Source organism: Nonomuraea sp. 10N515B (genome assembly GCF_052245915.1).
Lineage (GTDB): Bacteria > Actinomycetota > Actinomycetes > Streptosporangiales > Streptosporangiaceae > Nonomuraea.
The window spans coordinates 22,082-43,800 of record NZ_JBQQBQ010000071.1 but is presented as its reverse complement, the minus strand read 5'-3'; the positions used below and the strand labels follow the sequence as shown (position 1 = coordinate 43,800).

General features: G+C 69.5%; 24 protein-coding genes and 1 pseudogene. 14 read left to right on the top strand and 11 right to left on the bottom strand.

The window, feature by feature from the left end:
* Nucleotides 1-202: 202 nt before the first annotated feature.
* Together ACTWQA_RS50530 and ACTWQA_RS50525 are read right to left on the bottom strand one after the other, a co-directional pair.
* Complete coding sequence (locus tag ACTWQA_RS50530; RefSeq protein ID WP_443165977.1) at nt 203-1,240, bottom strand: tyrosine-type recombinase/integrase; 1,038 nt, start codon at nt 1,238-1,240, stop codon at nt 203-205.
* A gap of 161 nt (nt 1,241-1,401) precedes the next feature.
* On the bottom strand, nt 1,402-2,118 hold the full coding sequence (locus ACTWQA_RS50525) for a DUF5005 domain-containing protein (RefSeq protein ID WP_443165976.1): 717 nt from the start codon (nt 2,116-2,118) through the stop codon (nt 1,402-1,404).
* 370 nt (nt 2,119-2,488) lie between these two features.
* Here ACTWQA_RS50525 and ACTWQA_RS50520 point away from each other — a divergent pair, with 370 nt between their 5' ends.
* Both ACTWQA_RS50520 and ACTWQA_RS50515 read left to right on the top strand, forming a co-directional pair.
* Entirely contained in the window at nt 2,489-3,547 is a 1,059-nt protein-coding gene (locus ACTWQA_RS50520; RefSeq protein WP_443165975.1) for an amidohydrolase family protein, read from the top strand.
* Between the two features lie 59 nt (nt 3,548-3,606).
* Nucleotides 3,607-4,317 (top strand): Clp protease N-terminal domain-containing protein, encoded by a 711-nt coding sequence (locus ACTWQA_RS50515; RefSeq protein WP_443165974.1) that lies wholly within the window; start codon nt 3,607-3,609, stop codon nt 4,315-4,317.
* A gap of 14 nt (nt 4,318-4,331) precedes the next feature.
* Here ACTWQA_RS50515 and ACTWQA_RS50510 read toward each other — a convergent pair whose 3' ends face one another.
* On the bottom strand, nt 4,332-4,994 hold the full coding sequence (locus ACTWQA_RS50510; protein WP_443165973.1) for a response regulator: 663 nt from the start codon (nt 4,992-4,994) through the stop codon (nt 4,332-4,334).
* On the bottom strand, nt 4,991-6,118 hold the full coding sequence (locus tag ACTWQA_RS50505) for a sensor histidine kinase (RefSeq protein ID WP_443165972.1): 1,128 nt from the start codon (nt 6,116-6,118) through the stop codon (nt 4,991-4,993). Before ACTWQA_RS50505 ends, ACTWQA_RS50510 begins: the two co-directional genes overlap by 4 nt.
* 221 nt (nt 6,119-6,339) lie before the next feature.
* Between ACTWQA_RS50505 and ACTWQA_RS50500 the strand changes: the two genes are divergently transcribed.
* Both ACTWQA_RS50500 and ACTWQA_RS50495 read left to right on the top strand, forming a co-directional pair.
* Nucleotides 6,340-6,807: a DUF6223 family protein gene (locus ACTWQA_RS50500; RefSeq protein ID WP_443165971.1), complete on the top strand. Its 468-nt coding sequence runs from the start codon at nt 6,340-6,342 to the stop codon at nt 6,805-6,807.
* A 180-nt stretch (nt 6,808-6,987) separates the two neighbouring features.
* Nucleotides 6,988-7,233 (top strand): hypothetical protein, encoded by a 246-nt coding sequence (locus ACTWQA_RS50495; protein WP_443165970.1) that lies wholly within the window; start codon nt 6,988-6,990, stop codon nt 7,231-7,233.
* On the opposite strand, the gene ACTWQA_RS50490 is transcribed toward ACTWQA_RS50495, so the two are convergent.
* Both ACTWQA_RS50490 and ACTWQA_RS50485 read right to left on the bottom strand, forming a co-directional pair.
* Nucleotides 7,194-8,402 (bottom strand): cytochrome P450, encoded by a 1,209-nt coding sequence (locus ACTWQA_RS50490; protein ID WP_443165969.1) that lies wholly within the window; start codon nt 8,400-8,402, stop codon nt 7,194-7,196. The genes ACTWQA_RS50495 and ACTWQA_RS50490 overlap by 40 nt on opposite strands.
* 158 nt (nt 8,403-8,560) lie before the next feature.
* On the bottom strand, nt 8,561-9,058 hold the full coding sequence (locus ACTWQA_RS50485; protein ID WP_443165968.1) for an FBP domain-containing protein: 498 nt from the start codon (nt 9,056-9,058) through the stop codon (nt 8,561-8,563).
* A 72-nt stretch (nt 9,059-9,130) separates the two neighbouring features.
* On the opposite strand from ACTWQA_RS50485, the gene ACTWQA_RS50480 reads away from it, so the two are divergent.
* On the top strand, nt 9,131-9,709 hold the full coding sequence (locus tag ACTWQA_RS50480) for a TetR/AcrR family transcriptional regulator (protein WP_443165967.1): 579 nt from the start codon (nt 9,131-9,133) through the stop codon (nt 9,707-9,709).
* A 44-nt stretch (nt 9,710-9,753) separates the two neighbouring features.
* On the opposite strand, the gene ACTWQA_RS50475 is transcribed toward ACTWQA_RS50480, so the two are convergent.
* Nucleotides 9,754-10,656, bottom strand: coding sequence for a LysR family transcriptional regulator (locus tag ACTWQA_RS50475; protein ID WP_443165966.1), 903 nt, complete (start codon nt 10,654-10,656; stop codon nt 9,754-9,756).
* 70 nt (nt 10,657-10,726) lie between these two features.
* Here ACTWQA_RS50475 and ACTWQA_RS50470 point away from each other — a divergent pair, with 70 nt between their 5' ends.
* Nucleotides 10,727-11,443, top strand: coding sequence for a CTP synthase C-terminal region-related (seleno)protein (locus tag ACTWQA_RS50470; protein ID WP_443165965.1), 717 nt, complete (start codon nt 10,727-10,729; stop codon nt 11,441-11,443).
* Nucleotides 11,444-11,501: 58 nt separating this feature from the next.
* Here ACTWQA_RS50470 and ACTWQA_RS50465 read toward each other — a convergent pair whose 3' ends face one another.
* From ACTWQA_RS50465 to ACTWQA_RS50455, 3 genes and pseudogenes are all read right to left on the bottom strand, one after another.
* A complete protein-coding gene (locus ACTWQA_RS50465) occupies nt 11,502-11,936 on the bottom strand; it encodes an SRPBCC family protein (protein WP_443165964.1) in 435 nt (144 codons plus the stop codon).
* 53 nt (nt 11,937-11,989) lie between these two features.
* A complete protein-coding gene (locus ACTWQA_RS50460) occupies nt 11,990-12,682 on the bottom strand; it encodes a hypothetical protein (RefSeq protein WP_443165963.1) in 693 nt (230 codons plus the stop codon).
* 5 nt (nt 12,683-12,687) lie between these two features.
* A pseudogene (locus ACTWQA_RS50455) lies at nt 12,688-12,864 on the bottom strand (transposase); the annotation flags it as partial.
* A gap of 525 nt (nt 12,865-13,389) precedes the next feature.
* Between ACTWQA_RS50455 and ACTWQA_RS50450 the strand changes: the two are divergent.
* Complete coding sequence (locus ACTWQA_RS50450; protein ID WP_443165978.1) at nt 13,390-13,992, top strand: TIGR03086 family metal-binding protein; 603 nt, start codon at nt 13,390-13,392, stop codon at nt 13,990-13,992.
* A gap of 294 nt (nt 13,993-14,286) precedes the next feature.
* On the opposite strand, the gene ACTWQA_RS50445 is transcribed toward ACTWQA_RS50450, so the two are convergent.
* Nucleotides 14,287-14,982: a GntR family transcriptional regulator gene (locus ACTWQA_RS50445; protein WP_443165962.1), complete on the bottom strand. Its 696-nt coding sequence runs from the start codon at nt 14,980-14,982 to the stop codon at nt 14,287-14,289.
* Between the two features lie 86 nt (nt 14,983-15,068).
* Here ACTWQA_RS50445 and ACTWQA_RS50440 point away from each other — a divergent pair, with 86 nt between their 5' ends.
* The 7 genes from ACTWQA_RS50440 (at nt 15,069) to ACTWQA_RS50410 (ending at nt 21,662) form a co-directional block, all read left to right on the top strand.
* Nucleotides 15,069-15,608: a YbhB/YbcL family Raf kinase inhibitor-like protein gene (locus tag ACTWQA_RS50440; RefSeq protein WP_443165961.1), complete on the top strand. Its 540-nt coding sequence runs from the start codon at nt 15,069-15,071 to the stop codon at nt 15,606-15,608.
* Nucleotides 15,609-15,663: 55 nt separating this feature from the next.
* The gene (locus ACTWQA_RS50435) at nt 15,664-15,945 is read left to right on the top strand and encodes a hypothetical protein (RefSeq protein ID WP_443165960.1); all 282 of its coding nucleotides are present in this window, start codon (nt 15,664-15,666) and stop codon (nt 15,943-15,945) included.
* 69 nt (nt 15,946-16,014) lie between these two features.
* Nucleotides 16,015-17,316: an extracellular solute-binding protein gene (locus ACTWQA_RS50430; RefSeq protein ID WP_443165959.1), complete on the top strand. Its 1,302-nt coding sequence runs from the start codon at nt 16,015-16,017 to the stop codon at nt 17,314-17,316.
* Between the two features lie 7 nt (nt 17,317-17,323).
* Nucleotides 17,324-18,244, top strand: a complete 921-nt coding sequence (locus tag ACTWQA_RS50425) for a carbohydrate ABC transporter permease (RefSeq protein WP_443165958.1) — start codon at nt 17,324-17,326, stop codon at nt 18,242-18,244.
* Nucleotides 18,241-19,122 carry a carbohydrate ABC transporter permease gene (locus ACTWQA_RS50420; protein ID WP_443165957.1) on the top strand — a complete coding sequence of 294 codons (882 nt, stop codon included), beginning with the start codon at nt 18,241-18,243 and terminating at the stop codon, nt 19,120-19,122. Before ACTWQA_RS50425 ends, ACTWQA_RS50420 begins: the two co-directional genes overlap by 4 nt.
* A gap of 18 nt (nt 19,123-19,140) precedes the next feature.
* Entirely contained in the window at nt 19,141-20,523 is a 1,383-nt protein-coding gene (locus tag ACTWQA_RS50415; RefSeq protein WP_443165956.1) for a carboxylesterase family protein, read from the top strand.
* Nucleotides 20,523-21,662 carry an ROK family protein gene (locus tag ACTWQA_RS50410; RefSeq protein WP_443165955.1) on the top strand — a complete coding sequence of 380 codons (1,140 nt, stop codon included), beginning with the start codon at nt 20,523-20,525 and terminating at the stop codon, nt 21,660-21,662. The genes ACTWQA_RS50415 and ACTWQA_RS50410 overlap by 1 nt, the downstream gene beginning before the upstream one ends.
* The last annotated feature ends 57 nt before the right edge of the window (nt 21,663-21,719 follow it).

The window sequence follows — 21,719 nt, the reverse complement described above, 5'->3', positions numbered from 1 at the left end:
ACGCCATCCGCACGCTGTATAACGAGGTACGCCTGCACGAGGGCATCGGCTACGTCACCCCTGACGATGAGCACCACGGCCGCGGCGAGGCCATCCGGGCCGCCCGTCGCGCGGGGCTGAAGGACGCGCACGAGGCCCGGGTTGCAGCCCGGCGAGAACTACGCCAGGATCCCCTATAACCCCTCCCGCGACTGATGGGTATTTAAGACCCGATCTGGTGCATTTTCTCTGACACACCTCGGACGTGGATGTATCTGGCCGTGGTGCCGGTCCAGGCGTGGCCGAGCAGTTCCTGGACCGCGAACAGATTCATCCCGGCCAAGTAGAGCTGGGAGGCGCAAAAGTGCCGCAGCACGTGCGGCGTTAGCCGCCCCGACCAGGTCGGCAGATGGCGGTCGACGGCGTCGATCAAGGCTCGGCGAAACACGTCCGCCGTGGCGCGGGCGCAGGTGCCGTCGGCGTTCTTCCGCTCGGAGGGGAACAGCGGGGTGCGGTGGCTGGACAGGTTGAGTTCGAACAGCCCGAGGACGTCCTCGATGAACCAGCGCAGGCTGCGATCGGCGCCGTTGATCAGGGGCACCAGCCGTGGCTTGGGCCCTTTGCGGCGAGATCCCTTCCCGTGGCGGACGTTCAGCTTGCCAAACCGGCCCAGCTCCCAGCGCACGTCGTCCAGGTCCAGCATCCGGGCCTCGTTGATCCGTAACCCGACATCGGAGATCAGCCGGGCCACGGCGTAGTTGCGGGCCGCCGGAGCGAACTTGCGGCAGCTCAGCAGCTCTTCGCGCCACCCGGCGAACAGCTGCTCGATCTCCTCGACGGTCGGCGGGACGCGCAGCTGCGGATCCACGGACAGCCATGGACGGTTGACCTCATCGAGCGGACACTCCACGACTCGGCCGGTGAGGTTATGCAGCTCAAGCTTGTATCTGAGCTCCAGAAACCGGAAGAACACCGTCAGCGCGGCCGCTCGGCCGGTGCGAGTGGAGGGCTTGGCCTCTCGCAGCACCTTGCCGAAGTAGACATCGCCGTCTTCAGGCTGCATCTCCCACAGTGGCCGGCCGAACCAGTCCCGGATCAGCTCCAGATGATTGGCGTCGTTGCGGATGGTGCTGTCGGTCAGCCCGGCCGACGCGCGAGCCAGCACGAACCCCGCCAGGACGTCCGTTTCGAAGGCAACAAGGTCTTCCTCGCTGCCAAGGGCTCGCTGATCGCGTAGATCTCGTACGACTCCCAGCGCCAACCCACACCTCCCGGCTTCATTAGCGCTGCCGTTCCATCAATCCCGTGACAGAAGCTTCACGGTGAGTGAAGGTACTTCGATGGGTGCTGATCGATCCGGCAAACGGGAGAAGACGCAGTTCGCAGGCAGTGAGCGTGCAGAGTGAGGAGGATCCAAAGCCCTCAACTCAAGAACTGTTGCTTACCCAACTTGGCGCCCTCTGCGTACTCGCTGCCGTAGATGTAGCTGTAGCCGCCGTCCTCCATCAGCGCCGAGCCCCAGGTCATGGAGTCGCTGACGGGCATCTGCCGGACCGAGGTCACCCGTAGGTCGGGCAGGCTGAAGGTGGCCAGCACGGTGCCCTGGCGTTTGAACCCGAGCGGGGTGCCGTCGTTGGTGCTGAGGTAGCGGCCGTAGATGACCTTGAGGGTGTTGCCCTCGACCGTGCCGTCGCCCACCCAGTAGAAGTCGTCGGCCGACAGGTCGGTGTCGATCAGCGAGGTCGGCGCGGCGGCGGTGCCCCCGTGCAGCGTTGGGCCGAGGTTCGAACCGCTCTGGATGACCATCGAGTTGTGCAGGAACGGGGCGTCCTGGGGACGGGAGTAGTCGGGGTTGACGGCGCCGAGGAAGGAGTCGGAGAAGATCCAGGCGATGCGGCCGTCGGGGAGCGGGATGGAGACGGTGGCGTCGCCGCCGGTCCAGTGGCCGCCGGCGTTGCCGTACCGGCCCCACATCTCGGCCAGGTCGAGGGGCGGCGTGAGAACGGTGGCGGAAGCTGAGGTAGCGGTGGCGGAGGCGGCCGTGGGGGGCGCTTGGAGCAGCCCCATCATGACGATCAGCGACAGGGCTGCAGTGAGTAACCGGGATAACGCCCGGCTGCTGCGAGATCTGGTGATCACGCCAGGATATTAAGTCATTAGATGACTTCTTACTATATGTCTGACACAGCGTGGAGGACCATCGCAGGTCAGAGCGCCAGCCGCGTTCCTTCGCCCGGATGGCCGCCGAGAAGCGGGTGGCGGCGCCGGTTCGCCAGTTTTGCGAGGCATCTACACGTCGCGGAAACGATCTCGACTCCTCCATCGACCCAGCATCGCCGCAGCTCAGAGCTGTATGTGTTGGATTCTTCGACAGGACTACTGGGACCCCACAAGTCCACCGTGCCAGCGCCGATCGGTGTGATGAATCAACGATAACGCTGATATGTTTACATTGATGTTATCCTTGATGCCGTTAAAGAGGAATCGACGGAAACAGAAGGAGCATGGCATGTCAGAGAAGGTGCGCATCGTAGGTCTCGAAGAACACGTGGTTCTGCCAGTCCTGCTCGATGCGTGGGCGAAGGCCGGGGTCCCGCGGATCCCGCAGCTCGGTTACGGCGACGAGCCGTTCGCTCGGCGGCTACGAGAGACCGGCGACCAGCGCCTGGCCGACATGGACGATCAGGGCCTGGACGTGGCGGTGCTGTCGCTGGCCACACCAGGCGTACAAAACCTCGAGGCGGCGGACGCCGTGCGCGTCGCGCGGGACGCCAATGACGCGCTCGCCGAGATCGTCGACGCGAACGCGGACCGGTTCCAGGCGCTCGCGGCCATCCCGACGCCGTCCCCCGAGGCCGCCGCCGAGGAGCTGGAGCGCGCCGTCACGCACCTCGGCTTTCGCGGCGCGATGTTGTACGGGCGCACTGGCGCCAAGCCGGCCGACGCGCCGGAGTTCGACGACCTCTACGCCACCGCCGAGCGGCTCCGCGTGCCGCTGCACTTCCACCCGCAGACCCCGGTGCAGGCGGTTCAGGAGGCGTATTACTCAGGACTGCCCAACGGAGTGGGCCCCATGCTCGCGACCGCCGGACTGGGCTGGTACTACGACCTCGGCGTCCAGTATCTGCGGATGATCTTCTCCGGCGTGTTCGACCGTCATCCCGATCTGCAGGTGATCGCGGGGCACTGGGGCGAGGTCGTCCTGTTCTACCTGGACCACATCGGAATCCTGCAGAACGCGGCAAAGCTGGAGCGGCCCCTGGCCAACTACTTCCGCCAGAACTTCTGGGTGGCCGGCAGCGGCACGGTGAGCGAGCGCTACCTGCGGTGGACGGCGGAGGTGGTCGGGACCGACCGCATGTTGTACTCGACCGACTATCCGTACACCTTCGGGACGCGGCCCGGCGGCTTTCCCTTCCTGGACACCGGTGGCGGGGTCGCCCGGTCCTTCCTGGAGCGGGCGCCGTTCACCGAGGAGGAGAAGGCCGCGATCGGGTCCGGCAACTGGGAGCGGCTGACCGGTCACGTGGCCGGCCTCCGCGGACGACACGACGCCACGCTCGGGTAGCCGCCCACAATCGTCAACCTGAGGTTGACGATTGTCTATCGTCAACCTATGGTTGACGTATGGATCAGATCGTACGCCTCGACGACCTCATCAACGCGATCAAGAGCCGGCACTCCGGCAGCGACCCCCTGGAGCAGCTCTCCGACGCCGTGACGCTGGGCGAGCACCTGGGCGAAGTGGCCGATCACCTCATCGGCCACTTCGTCGACCAGGCCCGCCATTCCGGCGCCTCCTGGACCGAGATCGGCCGCAGCATGGGCGTCACCAAGCAGGCGGCCCAGAAGCGGTTCGTGCTCAAGGAGGGAGGGCTGGCCGCGGAGCTGGCCTCCTACGGCCGCTTCACCCCTCGTGCCCGCAACGTGGTCGTGGCGGCGGAGAAGGAGGCCAGGGAGGCCGGCAGCGAGACCGTCGAGCCGGAGCACCTCGTTCTCGGCCTGTTGCACGAGCCGGAGGCGCTGGCGGCCAAGGCCATGGTGACGCTCGGCGCGCCGCTCGACCAGGTCAAGGACGTCATGAAGGCCATGCTGCGCCCCGGCGGCCAGGCCGCGCCCGACCTGCTGCCGCTCGCCCCGCAGACCAGGAAGGCCCTGGAGCTGACGCTGCGCGAGGCGCTCCGGCTCGGCCACAACTATGTCGGCACCGAGCACATTCTGCTCGGCCTGCTGGCCCTCGGCGAAGGGGCGGTCGTGGCCGCGCTCAACGGGCTCGGCCTGACCACGGAGACCGCGGAGAGGGAGATCAAGCGCATGCTCCACACCCTGGCCGGCTAGCCCTACCGGGGAGGTCAGGAGGTGCGGGGGACTACCAGGCCCGATTCGTAGGCGAGGACCACGAGTTGGGCACGGTCACGGGCATGGAGTTTGGCCATGGCCCGGTTGATGTGGGTCTTCGCGGTCAGTGAGCTGATCATCATGCGGTCGGCGATCTGGTCGTTGGACAGGCCCTGCGCGACCAGCGTGACGGCCTCGCGTTCGCGGTTGGTCAGTTCTTTCAGCCCCGTGCCGGCGCCGGTGCGGAGCGGCTGGGTGACGTACCGGTTGATCAGCTTGCGGGTGATCGACGGTGCGAGCAGGGCGTCACCGCGCGCCGCGACGCGTACGGCGTGGAGGAAGTCCTCCGGCACGATGTCTTTGACGAGGAATCCGGCCGCGCCGGCACGCAGCGCGTTGAAGACGTATTCGTCCAAGCCGTAGTTGGTCAGGATGACGACGTGCACCCCGGCCAGGGCCGGGTCCGCGGCGATGCGCCGGGTCGCCTCGATGCCGTCCACGACCGGCATCTGGATGTCGATGAGCGCCACGTCGGGCAGGTGTTCCTTGACCAGGTCCAGGCCCTCCTTCCCGTCGGCGGCCTCGGCCACCACCTCGATGTCGTCCTCGAGGTCGAGGAGCGCGCGGAATCCCCTGCGAAGGAGCGGCTGGTCGTCGACCAGCAGGACGCGGATCATGACGTCCGGTCCACGGGAAGTTCGGCTTGGACGGTGAAGCCGCCCTCGCCGCGCGGTGCCGCCCGCAGGCGACCGCCGAGGGCGGTGACGCGCTCGCGCATCCCGAGCAGCCCCACGCCGGGCATCGGGGCGGCGTCCGGTGTGGCCTTGCCGTCGTCATCGATGCGGATCGCGAGGGCGTCGGGACGGTAGTCGATCCGGACCGACGCCGTCGCGGCCGCGGCGTGACGGGCGATGTTGGTGAGGGACTCCTGAACGATCCGGTAGCCGGTCCGGTCCACCGCGGCCGGCACGTCGTGTCGTTGCCCCCCGATCGTCAGCGTCGCGTCCAGGCCGGTGGACCGAGCCCGTTCCACCAGCTCCGCAACGTGGTCGAGCCCACGCGGCGGACTCGTGTCGTCCTCGCGCAGCGCCTCCAGGGTCGCGCGCAGCTCCCGGGCCGCCTCGCGTCCGGCCTCCTGGATCGCCAGCAGGGTCTCCGGCACCTGCTCACCCCGCCTGCGGGCCACGTGGACGGCGACTTCGGCCTGCAGCTTGATGATCGAGATCTGGTGAGTGAGTGAATCATGCAGCTCCCGCGCGATGTGCAGCCGCTCCTCGTCGGCGCGGCGCCGCGCGGTCTCCTCCCGGGTGCGCTCGGCCTCATCCGCCCGCCGCTCGGCCTGCCGCAGCGCTTCGCCCGCGGCGCCGGCCGCGATCAGCCAGGCCAGCTCGAGGGCGCCTCGGGCCTGCGCGAACGCCTCGCCGGTGTCGTGCAGGCCCGAGGCCAGGGCCGCGAGGGGCAGAACGGCCAGCATGATCACGCTCGCCGCCACTGTGATCGTCCGGTGTCCCGCCCGCACGGCTGCGTACACCGCGACCAGGTACGCGACGGCCGGCACGTCGAAACCGGCCGCCTGATAACCCACCGCGCACAGCCCGGTGACGGCCAGGACGGGAACCGGAGCCCGGCGGCGCTCGGCCAGCACCAGGCCGCCGGCCGTCAGGAGCACGTAGCCGAGCAGGTCGAGGAACGTGGCCGAGTGCTCACCGGACAGCCCGGTGACCAGCAGCGCCGCCGCCACGCCGACGGCGATCGCCCAGTCTGTGACACCTGCCCGGACACCGGACCGTCCTGTGCTCATGCGCGCACCCTAGCCGGATGTTCGCCCGGGGCAACACCTGCGCACGGATGACCAGCCGCCTACCGCGCACGCAGTACCTTCCGCTGCTCCTGCGGCTTCCGCAGCACGCGGGTGCGGCATCGGCGGCAGAGTGAATTGCCTGCCTCCGGGGGACGATCGGCGGCGGGTCCAGCGGACATGCTCAGGCGAGGTTCAGTCGCAGGAAGAAGAAGGAGCACCTCATGCCCGTCCGCCACCTCCTTGCCGCCGTCGCAGCCGCCCTGCTGGGAGGTCTCGGGTTCGCCACACCGGCGGCCGCGCATGTCATGGTCCCGGCGGCCGATGTCGGTGCCTACACCTTGACCGCCGGGCGTCTCTGGTCCGTGGTGGCCGCGTTGCTGGGACTGGCCGGCGTGGTCATCGGCGGGCTGGCCCTGGCCCGGTCCACTGGTCGGATCGGCACCGGCAACGGGCGAAGGGGGGCCATCGTGGCGCTCGTGGCGGGGCTGGCCGGCGCGGTCATCGGCGGGCTGGTTGTGGCCGCCGCCGACGGTGGCCCCGGTACCGGCTACGGAATAGTCGGCGGCTTCGTGGCCCTGGTGGTCGGGCTGATCGCCATGGTCCTCGGCGGGCTGGCTCTGGCCCGCTCCCGCCGCGGGCCGGGGCCGCGCTCGGCCGGCGTGCGCGCCTCGAGCTCAGCGCGTAGGTGAGGCGTCAGGACGAAGCGCGGGCCATGCGCTCGTCACTACCACCATCGGAACCCCGCTCGTCGCGTCCTTCGCCATGGTCGCCCGGGATCTGTCTATGGATCCCACTCTCGCCACCATCCTGAAGCTGTATATCTGGGAGCACGGCGGCATATCTGGGAGCACGGCGGCGGATTCTTCGGCGTGCCCCTGGTAGGGACCGCCGCGACGTTCGTCATCGCCTTCCTGACCGGCGAGCGCACCACCGTGACCGACGCTCTGGGACAGACGTGGCGTACCGGCGACATCTATGAAACGTCGATCGACCCCGGCCGGCTCCGCGACCTGAGGTGCGGAGCCGGGCGGCACGCCGGGGCAACGCCGAAGATCGGGGACCACGCCGGTACCGGTCACACGCCCCAGGTGACCGGGAGGCTCTTCACCCCGTAGATGTCCGCGGTCTCCGGACGGAGGGCAACCTCGTCGGCCGGTACGGCCAGCCGCAGCGTGGGGAAGCGGTTGATCAGCGCGGGGAGCGCGACGCGCATCTCGACGCGGGCCAGCTGCTGGCCCAGGCACTGGTGGATGCCGTGGCTGAAGGCCAGGTGGCCGCCGTCCTGCCTGTGCAGGTCGAGCGCGTGGGGGTTGGTGAAGCGTTCGGGATCGCGGTTGGCGGTGTTGAGGGACAGGATGACCGTCGTACCGGCCGTGATGGTGTGGCCGCCCAGCTCGACGTCCTCCAGCGCGACCCTGTGGAACTGCTTGGCGACGCTCAGATACCGCAGCAGCTCTTCCACGGCCTGGTCGGTGAGCGTGGGCTCGGCGCGCAGCGCGGCGAGCTGCTCCGGGTTCTGCAGCAGCGCGAAGGTGCCCAGCGCCAGCATGTTCGCGGTGGTGTCGAACCCGGCCGACAGCAGGATCAGGGCCATCCCCTGCAACTCCTCGTCGGTCAGGTCGCTGTCGAGCAGGTCGCTGAGCACGTCGTCGGTGGGGTTCGCGCGCTTGGCCACCACAAGCTCGGAGAGGTACTGCTGGGTCGCGGTGTAGGCCGCCATCAGCTCCTCGTCGCTGACCTCTCCGCCGAGGAACTTGTCGATGTTCTCCTGGAAGAAGCCCCGGTCCTCATCCGGCACCCCCAGCAGCTCACAGATCACGATGGCGGGGATCGGCTTGGCGAACGCGGTCACCAGGTCCACTGGCGTCCCGGCCTTCTCCATGGCGTCCAGGTGGTCGGCGGTGATCTGCTCGACGCGCTCGGTGAGCAGCCGCATCCGCCGGACGGTGAACTTGCCCACCAGCGGTTTGCGGTAGCGGCTGTGCTGAGGCTCGTCCATGAGCAGGAACTCGCCGGGCGGTGCCGGGGGGACCTCGATGTCGCCGTAGTCGATCAGCGGGTGGTGGCGCATGAGCTCCCTGCGCGAGCTGAACCGCGGATCGGCCAGGACCGACCGGACCAGGTCGTAGCCGGTGATCAGCCAGCCCTGGTGCCCGCTAGGGAAGGGGAATCGGCTGATCGGGCCGTGCTCGCGGGCGTCGATCAGCTCCTTGGGCGGGTCGAAGGGGCAGCCGGGCTGACGCGCCGTCGGCATCGTCGTGACGGTGTGGAGGGATTCACCCATGGCTATTCCTCATCTCGCGAAGGATGCGTTGCAATGGCCGTGCGGCGCGAGGACGCAGTCGCTGAGCCGTTCATGGCATCCACGATCGCCGACCGCTCTGATATCGGGCTGTTGCCGTGCTGACACGGCCGCTGACACGACACCGCCTCAGAAGGCCGTTACTTGATCACTTTGTCGATGAAGGCGGTCAGGTTGACCTGAGTGCGGGCGATCTTCTCCCCCACGGAGAGGGTCTCGTCAAGGTCTCCCCCGGCAGCCGGCTGCTTTTTGCCCCGGGTGTAGAGGGAGCAGGCCAGATCGCTGCATACGTACTGCCCGACCGTGTTGCCCTGGCGTCCGGCCTCACCGGTGCGGCGTGCGGTCATCAGCGCCACGCCGCCGCTGGTGTGGGTGGTCAGGCACAGCGAGCACATGCTGCGCGAGGTGAAGCCGCGCGAGGCCCCCGGGGCCGCCCGGAGCGCGATCCCGACGAGACCGCCGTCGCGTTCGGCGACCAGGTAGCCGCGTTCTGGTGCGCCAGGATCTCGCCATCCGAGGAAGTCGAGGTGGTCCCAGGGCTGCTCATCGAGGTCGCGGGGGACGCCCAGGCGCTTGGCCTCGCCCTTGGAGCAGTTGACGAAGGACCGGCGGACATCGCTCTCTGTGAGGGGTTTCATGTTCCCCGAGGCTAGCTTTCCTAATATAATTAGGCAAATCCCTTATTTAATTAGAAACGATGCGGAGGTCCCGTGGCACGCGAGGGCATCACCGGCGAACGGCTCACCCGGACAGCGGCGGAGCTGGCCGACGAGATCGGCTTCGACAAGCTGACCGGCTCGGCGGTCGCTCGCAGGCTGGGTGTCAAGGACCCGAGCCTGTACGCCCACATCCGGAATGCGCGAGAGCTGAAGGTGCGGGTGGCGCTGCTGGCCCTGGAGGAGCTGGCCGACGTGGCCGCCGCCGCGCTGGCCGGGCGTGCGGGCAAGGACGCGCTGGTCGCCTTCGCCAACGCCTACCGCGACTACGCCAAGCAGCACCCGGGCCGGTACGCCGCCGCCCGGTTCGAGCTCGACCCGGAGACCGCGGCCACCAGTGCGGGGCCCCGGCACACGGAGATGATGCGGGCGATCCTGCGCGGCTACGACCTGCCGGAGCCGGACCAGACCGACGCGGTGCGTTTCCTGGGCAGCACCTTCCACGGATACGTGAGCCTGGAAATGGCGGGCGGCTTCCGCCACACCCCGCGCGACGCCGACGCCTCCTGGGCGTGGGCTCTGGACACCCTCGACTTCGCCCTCAGAAACCGTTCACGGAAACCGGGCCGGTAGCGCGCGCAGGACAGCCGCCGGCTCGGCCGGCGCGCGGATCGCCGTCAGCTCGACAGCGCCCGCGCCAGGTCGGCGGCCGAGCCAGGAGGCAGCGCGCCATGCAGAAGCTCGACCTGGTGCACCAGACGCGGCCGGGCCAACGGCACGCCACACGCCGCCGGCGGCGCCACGGAGCCCGACGGCCCGGGCGCCCGTCCGGGCAATGCGGAGGCAGGCAGGAGGGTCAGGCCGTGGCCGGCGGCCACGAGGTTGACCACCGTGTGCACGTCGTCGCCCTGGTACTCCAGCGCCACCGGGAACCCCTCCCCCATCAGATCCCGCAGCCGCGCCAGCGGGCACAGGTCCGTCTGCAGCCAGCGCGCGTCCACCAGGTCGCCCAGCCGCAGGGCCGTCCGCCCCGCCAGCGGATGATCGACGGGCAGCGCCACCACCAGTTCCTCCTCGCTCACCCCCACGGTCGTCATCGGACCGGTGTCGGGCAGCCGCAGCGGATCGCTGGGCGCGGCGATGCCGTCGGCCAGCCCCAGATCCGCCTCTCCTTCGGCCACCAGGGCGCCGACGTGCTCGCGCCCGCACGTCACCAGCGTCACCTCCAGCCGCGGCTGAGCGGCGCGCGCCCGGGCCAGGCGGCCGGCCAGGACCGCGTTGACGGCCAGCGGTGTGGCGGCCAGGCGCAGCCGATGCCGAGGCGCGGCCGCGGCGCGCAGCACGTCGGCGCGGGCCGCGCGCAGCCGCAGCAGCAGCGGCCCGGCGTGCTCCAGCAGTCGCCGGCCCGCCGGGGTCGGCTCGACCGGGCGGCGGCTCAGCAGTGCCAGCCCCAGGTCCGCCTCGAGCGCGGCGACCTGCTGGGAGATCGCCGACTGCGTGTAGCCGAGCTCGGCGGCGGCCGCGGAGAACGAGCCGTGCCGGGCGACGGTGACGAACGTCGTCAGCAAATGAGGATCCATCAGCGTTCCTTATAGCAGGTGCAGATTTCATCGTTGGCGCTTAACTGGAGCGGGCGGCCACCATAGGGGCATGAGAATCGCCCTCGTCGGGGACCGCTCCCCCAGCGTCCGCTCGCACACCCGCATCCCGCTGCTGATGGAGGCGCTGCGTGAGCGCGACGGCATCGCGCTCGACCCGTACTGGATCCCCACCACGGACGTGGCCGGGCTGGACGCCTTCGACGGCATCTGGATCCTGCCCGGCAGCCCGTACCGCGACGAGGCGGGCGTGGTGGAGGCCGCGCGCGTCGCCCGCGAGGAGCGGATCCCTCTCTTGGGCACGTGCGCCGGGTTCCAGCACATGCTGCTGGAGTTCGCGCGGCACGTGTGCGGGCTGGACGTGGCGCACGCCGAGAACGAGCCGGGCGCCCGCGACTTCCTGCTCACGCCGCTGGCGTGCTCGCTGGCCGGCCACGAGAACCTGGTACGGCTGACCCCCGGCACGCTCATCGAGCAGATCATGGGCACGCCTGCCACCATGGAGGCCTACGTGTGCTCCTACGGGCTCAACGAGTCTTACACGCAGACGCTGGCGGCGGGCGGGCTGGTGTTCTCCGGTCACGCCGCCGACGACGGCGCGGTGCGGGCGGCCGAACTGCCCGGCCACCCGTTCTTCCTCGGCACGCTGTTCCAGCCGGAGCTGGCCGGCGACGGGCGGCGGCCGCACCCGGTGATCTCGGCGTTCGCGGCCGCGGTCGCCCGCCACGCCGGCCGGGGCGAGACAGCGCAGCGCGTCGGCACGCGTTGACGGCGTACGCGACTCGGGTCAGAAGCCGACGACCTGCGGGTCGAAGCTGCCGAGCCGGTCATCTGCGCTCGCGCTCGGCCAGCACGGCGAGTTTGCGCAGGGAACGGCGGGCGAACACGATGCCGACCAGGCGGACGATCGGCCACAGGGCCCGACCCAGCGGCCCGAACGGCGGCCGCAACTCCTCGGCCCAGACGACCCGGCTGCCGCCCGCGCGCGGAAGGACCCGGATGGCACCCCGGCCGCGCACGATCCGGCCGGTGTGCTCCACCCGCACCCATGCGGGCGGCCGCCACTGCGTGATCGTCATCGTGTCGAGGAAGCCGAACGGCCGCACCCCGGTGTAGGCCTCGATCGTGTCAGGGCCGGTCTGGACGGCGGTGGTCAGGAACATCCACTCCTGGTGCCGGGGCCAGTCGGTGATCAACGCGAACACCTGCTCCGGGGGCGCCGCCACCTGAACGGCGGCGGCCATGTACACGGGCCTGCCCATGATCCGATGCTAGCGATCTTTGGTCTCGCGTTTCTGGACGTTTGTGTCAAGTTTCACGACGCCCGAGGGAGTCGGGCTTGGGCGGCGTAGTCGTCGACGTGCCGGGTGATGGTCTTGAGCGCGGCTCGGAGTTCGGGCGGCGCTTGGGCTTGATCGGCAGCGGTCAGCGGGACGAGTAAACGGTTGTAGATCTTGGTGTAGAAGACGGTGATGCGCACGCCGTCGTCGGTCAGGACGTAGCGGTTGGAGCGGGGCAGCCGGCAAATCAGACCGTTGAGCCGTAGGCGGCGCAGGTCGTAGGTCATCTGGCCCGTGCTGTAGGCGGTGGTGCCGAGCAGTCCGGTCATCAAGACGCGAAGGTTCTTGTTGGTGAAGCCGGTCGCGGCGAGCAGCGTCTGGCACAGGGCGCCGGCCAGGGCCATGACCCGAGGATCGCCGAAGCGTAGCGCCGGGGTCCTGCGCCCCACCTCATCGGTGGTGGGGTGCGCGATCCGCTCAAAGGCTGGACTCGCAAGGACGCAACCCTGGCCGGCACGTTCGACCTCCAGTATGCGCCGATTGGCGGCGCGGGCCTTGGCCTGAAGCTCCTCCAGGTTGTGCAGGCGGGCCTGGCAGCCCAGATCACGAGGGGCGTTGACGACGGTCTCGATGCGCATCGCCCGGCCGTCCTTGAGGTATTGCTTGATCCGGGAGTGCTTGTAGAAGACGTTGACGAGGACACCACCGTTATCACGGCGGTCGATCACGGTGCGGCGTCCCAGCGCGCGGTGCGCAGCAGCCGCTGCAGGGTCTGTGGGCCGATCAGCCCGGCGTGTTCGGCCAGGTTCCAGCAGTTCTTGCGGTCGATGTCGGCCAGCAGTCCGCGCACGTAGGCGGTGGCGGTGCGGCGTGGTTCGACGCGGCCAAAGCGGCCGGCGATCCGGGCCATCAGCTCGTTGAAAATGACCATCCAGCCGTCAGGGTCTACGCTGTGGCTCGCGGCCACCGCACGATCTTTGTTGTCTTCACAAACTCCGAATGATCACGCGGTGGCCGTCGCCATGTGACCCCGATCCACCAGCGCCGGAGCCTTGCGGACGCCCCACGCAAGGGCCGCCTTGGAGTCTGCCTCCGACAGTACGCATCAGCAGGACAACGTGTAGAGCCCCAGGAACCTCGCTTGAGCCTCGCGCGTCTTCTTCATGTCACCTCTCAACGCAAGGACAATCATGAACTTAGGACTTCCAGAACTCATCCAGCTGCTTGTGATGCTGCTCATCTTCGTCGGAATTGTCGGCGGCGTGGTCCTCATCGTGCGGCTGGCAACCCGCGGCCGAAAGTAGAGGCGCTCGATCTGCGCTGGTCAGATTGGCGCCGCCGGCACCAGGCCACTGCCCGACGCTGCCACTACCAGCGAAGCTTCGAGTGCCGCCGCTGGCGCATCGCACTTTGCTGGACGAGCTCAAGGAAAGGGATGGCCGTGACGAGTGAGATCGCCGACCGCTACCGGCGCCGGGCCGACGCCTTCGAGCGCAAACTCGTGTCCGTACGCCCGGACCAGTGGTCGCATCCGTCCCCGTGCGCGAGGTGGACGGCCAGGGACGTGGTCCGGCACATCGTCGACATGCACGGGGTGATGCTGCGGCCTCTGGGCCGCTCGCTCAGCCCGGCGCCGACGGTCGACGACAATCCGGTGGCGGCCTTCCGCGCCGCCCGCGCCGACGTGGAGGCGATCCTGGGCGATCCCGCGCTCGCCGCCCTGCCCTGCGACACGCCTACCGGGCCGATGACGGCCGAGCAGCACATCGACCAGGTTGTCAGCGACGATCTCCCGCTGCACGGCTGGGACCTGGCCCGCGCGACGTCGCAGGACGACACGATGGATGCCGCCGACGTCGAACGCGCCTGGGCGGCCATGAACGCGCTGCCCGCCGAGCTCATGGACAAGTTTCGCACGCCGGGCGCGTTCGGGCCGGGCATCGAGGTGTTCGGCCCGCAGGTGCCGGTCGGCGGCGACGCGTCCCAGCAGGACAAGCTGCTCGCCTTCATCGGGCGCGACCCGCGGTGGCGGCCCTGACGATCGCGACGCCGTCGCCGGCTGTCGTCCTCCACGATGGCGCGGGGTGTTGAAGGGTGCGAACGGCTCGATGCGGCACTCCCAAAGGGCTGGGGCCATCGAAGCTCGGGGCCGCGCCCCGCCGACATCGGCCAGACCGGCGAGGAGTCCTGGCACGTCCTGGCCGACCCGGGGTCCCGCCGGCTCGCCGGCATGCCGAGTTGGCGGTGTGCCGAGAGCGGGACAGCGGTTCAAGCGGTTGAACGCGTGAACGCCCCTCGCCTGCCGCTGGATCGGGTCGAACGGCGATAGGCGTCACAATCCTTCCCTCTGTTCGTCGTTGGTGCAGGAGGTCAGGCCGGCGGCGGTCAGAGTCAGGTGCTGGGCCAGCACTTCGGTGCCGGTGTCGGCGTCGCGGGCCAGGGCCGCCTCCTCCAGCCGGCGGTGTTCGGCGGCGCCGTCGCGGTCGGGTCTGCGGTGGGCCGACCAGCGGCGGGCCAGTTCGCCGGCCGTCCACAGCCTGTCGGAGGTGTCCAGCAGCACCGGGTTGCCGCATCCCTCCAGCAGCGTCCGGTGGAAGACGCGGTGGGCCTCGGACCACGCAATGCTGTAGTACTCCCCCTCGTCCGGCACGTACGCCGGGGTGCGGACCAGCCGGTGGTGGGCCGCGCGCACCCGTGCTTCCCAGTCGACGTCGCCGCGCTCGATCGCCATGCGCAGCATGACCGGTTCGATGGTGCGGCGTGCCTCGGCGATCTCCTGCCAGCGTCGATCGGAGAAGTCGGGGACCGCGAAGCCGCGGTTGGGCAGCCGCACCGCGATGCCCTCACCGACCAGCCGCACCAGGGCCTCGCGGACGACCGCCAGGCTGACCTGGTGCTGCTGGGCCAGCTCCTGCGGCTTGAGCGCTTCGCTCGGGGCGTACTCGCCCCTCATGATCGCTTCCCGGAGCCGGGCGTGAACACGTTCGGAGAGCATCTGCTTCGTCGATGTGCCGGCCGTCTGCGTCATGCCCACAGCATAGACGATTCCATAAATAATCGATTATCTGTGTTATAGTCGATTGTGTCCCGCCATCTCCGTGAAGGAACAATGCGATGAGCGCCAATGACCCCTTTGCCCGTCTTCCCGAGGTGCCCTCCTTTATCGTCACCAGCACCACGCTGACCGACGGCGCCCCCTGGCCAGCTGAGCAGATGTCCGGCGCCTTCGGCATTCCGGGCGGCAAGGACGTCTCCCCGCACCTGTCCTGGAGCGGCGCCCCTGAGGAGACGAAGAGCTATGCCGTGACCGTGTACGACCCGGACGCGCCGACCGGCTCCGGGTTCTGGCACTGGGCCGTGGCCGACATCCCCGCCACCGTCACCGAGCTGCCTGAGGGTGCGGGCGACGAGACCGGCTCGGGCCTTCCCGAGGGCGCCTACCAGCTGCCCAACGACGCCCGCATGGCGCGCTTCATCGGCGCGGCCCCGCCGGCAGGGCACGGCCCGCACCGCTACTTCATCGTGGTGCACGCCCTCGACGTCGAGACCATCGGCGTCCCGGCCGAGGCCACCCCTGCCTACCTCGGCTTCACCATCGCCGGCCACATCCTCGGCCGCGCGGTCCTGACCGCCACCGCCGAGATCCCCGCCTGACCACCGAATCCGGCCACCCTGGGAAAGTCCTGAGTGAGCGCTTCAGCCCTGGCCCGTGCTGCGTGAACAGCTCGGCAAACCGGTCGGCCATTGGCATGAGCCGGGGCTGCGGTTCCTTCTGTCGCTTTCTGTGACTGCAGCGCTTGTCAACCACCGTCCCATCACCCGCCACCCCCTGATCGACCAGGCCGGCGAGGCGATGGTGATCGCGACGGAGAGTAGCGAACGGATTTTGCTACAAGTTCCGAAATTGTTCCGTGACGAGTCCGCCGTGCAGCCGAAACACGCCGTACATACTGTCCGTAACAGCTGCATAGGCGCCATCGGATCCGTCTGATCAAAAACGCTACTTTCGCCGAAAATCGCCTCACCATGGTCAGCGCCTTCATGTGACAGGAGCCCCCCAGTGTCCAACCTCTCCCGACGCGGTGCCCTACGGCTGACCGCCGGCATAGCTCTCACCTGCACCCTTACCCTGGCGGGCTGCGGACGCAGCAATGACACCGCCGCGTCCACAGGCACTGCCAAGCCCATCGACGCGTCCGCTGCCACCGGCACCGTCAATGTCTGGGCCGCCCAGGGCGATGCCGACGTGCTCGAGAAGGTCATCGAGCCCTTCAAGGCCGCCAACCGCGACCTCACCGTGAAGCTCACGCTGATCCCGAACGCCGAGTACTACACCAAGCTCCAGTCGGCGATCGCGGCGGGAAACGGACCCGATGTCGCCCAGTTCTTCCCCGAGTCGCAGGCGCAGTTCCTCAGTCCGTCGATCCTCCAGCCGGTTCCGGACGACCTCATCGACCCCAACGCCTTCTTCAAGAGCCTCTGGGACGCGGGCGTGGTGAAGGGCGTCGCCTACACGGTGCCCTGGTACGCCTACACCTATGCGCTCGTCTACCGCTCCGACCTGGCGAAGAAGGCGGGCGTCAAGGCGCCGGCCACGTGGGAGGAGCTGGTGCCGTTCCTCAAGGCGCTCCAGGGCGCCGGTGCCGGGCACGGCCTCGGGGCCGACATCGGCTGGGACATCTTCAACGGCCAGGATGTCGCGATGTACGCCTGGCAGGCGGGCGGCTCACTGCTCTCCTCCGACGGCAAGTGGACGCTCGACACGCCGGCGATGGTCGAAGCGCTGAAGTTCAACGCGTCGTTCTTCACGTCGGGCGTCGCCGACACCAGCGGGCCCGGGTTCCTCGACTCGCAGCCGTACTTCGTCGCCGGCAAGACCGCCTCCATGATCACAGGCCCGTGGGTGATCGGTCAGCTCGACACCGCCGCGAAGAAGACCGGCTGGACGGCGTCACATGTCGCGACCGCACCGCTGCCGGCCGGGCCGTCGGGCAGCGTCTCCTTCTCCGCGGGCGGCAGCTGGGGCGTACTGGCCACCAGCGGGAACGCGGCCGCGTCGTGGAAGCTCATCCGGCACATCTCGCAGCCGAGCACCCAGGTCGCGCAGTACAAGGCGTACAGCTCGCTGCCAGCCGTCGTGTCCGCCTGGGACGACCCGGCCATCAAGGACCAGCCGCTCCTTGACGCCTTCTTGACCCAGCTGAAGAACACCCGGTCGTTCCCGCAGGCGAGCACCTGGCAGCAGGTCGCGACCCGGCTGGGCAAGGAGATGGAAACGGTGGCCAAGGGCAAGCAGAGCGCCGAGAAGGCCGCCGCGAGCATCCAGGCGTACGCCGAGAGCCTCGGCACGGGCACGAGGTGATCATCGGATGACCCCCACCGCCGTCCCGGGGGCGGCGCGCACGGCGCGCCGATCCCGGGGCTCCCGCCGAACGGCCGTCGCCTGGCTGTTCCTCGCACCGTTCACTGTCGTCTTCCTGCTCTACACGGCGATCCCCACGGTCGCCGCGCTCGGGTTCAGCCTCACCGACCTGCGGGGCACGGATCTGCGCAATCCGTTCGCCGTCGACTTCACCGGCCTGGAGAACTATTTCCGCCTGTTCCAGGACGAAAGCTTCCTGCGGGACATCCTCACCACCGCCCTCTTCGTCGGGGTCGGTGTGCCGCTGACCATGGGGGTCGGATTCGCGCTGGCCTTCGCGCTCAACATAGGCATCCGCCGCCTGCGCCGTACCTTCCGCATCGTCTTCTTCGCCCCGGTCGTCACGAACATCGTGGCGGTCGCACTGATCTGGCAGTACGCCTTCAACGCCAACGGCACCGTCAACAAGGTGCTCGGCGCCGTCGGCTTCGCCGGACCGAACTGGCTGGACGACCCGAACCTGGCCATGCCCGTGGTCATCCTGCTCGGCGTCTGGCGCAACTTCGGCACCGCGATGGTGCTGTTCCTCGCCGGTCTGCAAGCGGTTCCGCAGGACGTGTACGAGGCCGCCTCCATCGACGGGGCCGGCCGGTGGCGGCAGCTGAGGCACATCACCCTGCCGCTGCTGCTGCCCACCACGCTCATGGTGTCGGTACTGCTGACCGTTTTCTACCTCCAGGTGTTCGACGAGCCGTACCTGCTGACGAACGGCGGCCCGCTGGGTTCCACGGAATCGGTGGCGCTGTACACCTACCACCAGTTCGGCTCCGGCGAGTTCGGGATGTCCTCGGCCGCGTCCTTCGTGATGCTCGTGCTCGTGCTGCTGGTCAGCATCGTTCAGTTCCGGCTGCTGAGGCCCCGCGCATGAGCACCGTCGCCACGGTGCGGGACACCGAAATGATCATCGACCGGGTCGCCGTGCGCCGCCGGTCCGTCACCTCGCCCCTGCTGTACGGCGCGCTGGTGCTGTGCGCGCTGCTCACCATGCTTCCCTTCGTCTGGGTGATCAGCGGCTCGCTGCGCAGCCTCGACGAGATCCGCTCCGATCCCGGCGCCTGGCTTCCGCGCGACGTCACGCTCGACAATTTCACCCGGCTGTTCGCCACCGAGGGCTTCGGCGGGTTCATGGCCAACAGCATCGTGGTCGCGATCATGGTGGTGGCCGGCAACATCGTGGCGGCGTCAGCCGCCGGCTACGCGCTCGCCAAGCTCGACTTCGCGGGCAAGCGGCTCGCGTTCGGCGCCGTCATGGCGGCGCTGATGGTGCCGTTCACCGCGGTGTTCGTCACGCAGTTCGTGATCACGGTCGACCTGGGTCTGGCGGACACCCTCGCCGGCATCGCCCTGCCGAGCGTGGCGATGCCGCTGTCGGTCTTCATCATGCGGCAGTACGCGATGTCGATCCCCGGCGACCTGCTCGAAGCGGCCCGCATCGACGGCGCCGGCGAGTTCCGGATCTTCTTTCGGATCTTCCTGCCGTTGGCCGGCCCCGCTGTGGCCACGATCACGATCATGTCGTTTCTCACCTCGTGGAACAACTTCATCTGGCCGCTCATCGTCGCTCAGAGCATGTCCAGTTACACGCTCCCGGTGGGACTGGCCGCCACCAGCCAGGCCGCGTCGCACGTCACCGACTACGGGCTGCAGCTCGCGGGTGCGATCGTCGTGATGCTGCCCGTGCTGGTGCTCTTCCTGTTCCTGCAGCGTTACTTCGTTCAGGGCATCGCCGGAACGGGAATGCGGTGACCGGTGTTGGATGATCGGATGGACTCCCTCGACGCGCCCGGCGAGCCGGTCACCGTACATGCTCCCGCAGGCACGATCATCGGCCGTCGCAGCGGCCGGGTGCGGCGCTTCCTCGGCATCCCCTACGCCGAAGCCCCCGTCGGTGCCCGGCGGTTCGCCCCGCCGGTCCCCCGTGGCCGGTTCCCCGAGCCGTTCGACGCGTCCCGGCACGGTGCCACCGCGCAGCGGGTGCCGCTGTACGCCACGACGACCATCCCGGAGCCGTCGATACCGGGCGACGACGTGCTGACCGTCGGCATCGTCGCCCCGGCCGCGGACGACGACCGCAGGCCCTTCCCCGTCCTGGTGTGGATCCACGGCGGCGGTTTCCTGGCCGGAAGCCCGGCCAGCCCGTGGTACGACGGCCGCGCCTTCACCCGTGACGGCGTCGTCTGCGTCACCGTTGGCTACCGGCTGGGTGTCGACGGATTCGCCCCGCTGGACGACGTCCTCCCCAACCTCGGGCTACGCGACCTGCTGCTCGCCCTGGACTGGGTGCAGGAGAACATCGCCGCTTTCGGCGGCGACCCTGACCGGGTCACCATCGCCGGCCAGTCGGCCGGTGGCGCGGCGGTGCTCGCGCTGCTCTCCTCACCCTCGGGCAGCGGCCGCTTCCACCGCGCGGTCAGCCTGTCCGGCGCCGTCTTCAACGTAGGCACGGGCGCCGCACGCGAGCTCCTCGAACGGCTCGGGCACAGGCTCGGCGTGCCGCCGACGCGCACAGGATTCGGCAGCCGCACCGTGGAGCAGATCCAGCAGGCTGTCCTCGACCTGCGGAGCGAGCGGAGCGACGACGCGCCGGTGCTCGTACCGTGCGCCGGCGACGACATCCTGCCGGTGCTCATAGCCGACGGACTCACCGTCCATGGGCACGACGTCCCTGTGCTGCTCGGCGCGACGGGCGACGAGTTCGACAGCGGGGCCGGGCCGGAGGCCACAGCCGCCGCCCGCGCGGCGGGCACCCGCGTGACGGACACCCTGTTCCGCTCCGCCTGCGCGCGCACGGCGGCCGCCCGCCGCCAAGCCCTCGCCGGCACCTGGCTGTACTCCTTCGAATGGCCCTCCCCCGTGCTCGGCGGCGCCGCGCACTGTGTCGACCTCCCGTTCTTCTTCGACGTGCTCGACGCACCCGGCGTCGCCCGGGCGCTCGGACCGAACCCGCCCGCCGAACTGGCCACGCTGATGCATGCCGATCTGACCGGGTTCGTACGCGGCCAGGAGCCGGCCTGGGCACGGGCGACCGGCGTGCTCGGCGATCCGGCGCGCGAATACGGCCGGCCCGGCGCAGCGCTCGCGTCCGACACCACGGGCGTGTTCGACCCTGTGGCACGGGCGATGTTCCCGGCGGCGGAGACGTGCTGATGCCCGGGATGAACCAGAGCGCCGTCCGGCGCGTCAACACCTCGGTCACCCTCCGGGCACTCGCCGTGTCCTCCGGGCCGATGACGCTGGCCGCGCTCGCCGAGCAGACCGGCCTGTCCCGCCGCACCCTCGAGCTCATCATGGACTCGCTCGTGGAGGCGGGCTGGGTGACCGAGCTGGACCGCGTGCCGACCAGCGGCAACGCCGGGCGTCCCGCCCGCCGCTACGAACTACGGGCCGAACACGCGCTGCTGGCAGCCGTGTGTATCACGACCTCGGACGTGTCCGCGGTCATCGCCGACGTGCGCGGCCGCATCGTCGGCCGGGCGCACCGGCTGCTGCGCGCCTACCAGGATCCGCACGTCACGCTCGACGACGCCGCGGCGCTGGTGCTGGAGGCGCTCGACGATGCCGGCGGGTCGACGGACCGGCTGCGCGCCGGCGCGGTCGCCAGCGGTGGCGCGATCGACGACCACGGGATCGTACGGCGCCTGGTGCACACGACGCGTTGGGAAGGCGTGCACCTGCCCGGAGAACTCAGGCGAAGGATCCAGGTGCCCTGGTTCGCCGACAACGACACCAACCTCGGTGCGCTCGCGGAGCGCTGGCGGGGCGTGGCCGGAGACCACGACAACGTCGTATGGGCGATCCTCGGGAACCGTACGGGCCTCGGCATCCTCATCCGCGGAGCCGTGCACCGCGGTCTGGACGGCGCCGCGGGTGAGATCATCGAAGCACGGTCGATACCGACAGCCTCGGTTGAGCACCGCCCAGCGGCCATGCTGACCTCACCGGAACCGGCCGAACGCAGGGTCGCGCTCGACCGCTTCGCCGCCGCTCGGGCCGGCGATACGACCGCGCTCGCGGAGGTCGACGAACTCGTGGAGAACATCGCCTCGATCCTCACCACGTTGTCGTGGACCATCGCGCCGTCGCTCATCGTGCTCGGCGGCGGCCTGGAAGACGCGGCCGATGTGCTGCTGCCCCGGGTGCGCGCGGCGTTGCGCGAGGCTCGGACCCCCGCGGTCGAGTTGCGCGCCACCGTCCTGGGCCGCGACGCCCCGCTCATCGGCGCCGTCAAGCTGGCCCTCGACCGCATGGACACCGAACTGTTCGGCCCACTCACCCCACGCGCGTGAACGGGCACGGACTGCCCGCGCCTTCCCATCACCCGTGGCACAAGACAGGGAGTCTCA